This is a genomic window from Caballeronia sp. M23-90, assembly GCF_053574605.1.
On record NZ_JBSIPA010000949.1, the window covers coordinates 1 to 658 of the forward strand.

General features: G+C 59.9%; 1 pseudogene. It reads left to right on the forward strand.

Annotation, left to right across the window (positions count from 1 at the left end):
* A pseudogene (locus tag ACRXB1_RS37230) lies at positions 1 to 658 on the forward strand (IS5 family transposase); the annotation flags it as partial.

The following is a 658-nucleotide window of genomic DNA, read 5'->3' on the forward strand; positions in this document are numbered from 1 at the left end:
CACGACGTGCTGGTGTTGCTCTTCAACGAGACAGTCGAGACCGCGCGCGAGCGCGGGTATCTCTCCGGGGAACACTTCAGCGTCGACGGCACGTTGATTCAGGCATGGGCCGGGCACAAGAGCTTTGTGCCCAAGGCAAGTCCAGACGATGATGACACGCCTCCTGACGAACCGCCCACGCCGAATGACAATTGGCACGGACAGAAACGCAGTAACGAGACACATCAATCCACGACTGACGAGCAGGCGCGCCTGTTTCGCAAGAGCAAGGGAACTGGAGCGATGCTCTGTTATATGGGGCATGTACTGACCGACAACCGGCGCGGGCTTGGTCGTCAACGCACAGGTGACTCTGGCGACGGGCACCGCCGAGCGCGACGCGGCCGAGATGATGCTCGCTGATGCCGCGAGTGTTGCGCTGCTCGGCATCACGGTGGGCGCGGACAAGAACTACGACACTGCCGGCTTCGTCGCCAGTTGTCGCGCGAATCGCGTCACGCCGCATGTAGCACAAAACGATGGACGTCCAGGAGGTTCAGCAATTGACGAGCGAACTACACGCTGGCCGGGTTACGCGATAAGCCAGCAAAAACGTAAGCGCATTGAGCAGGTATTCGGATGGGGCAAGACAGTTGGACGAATTCGCCAGGTCATGTAT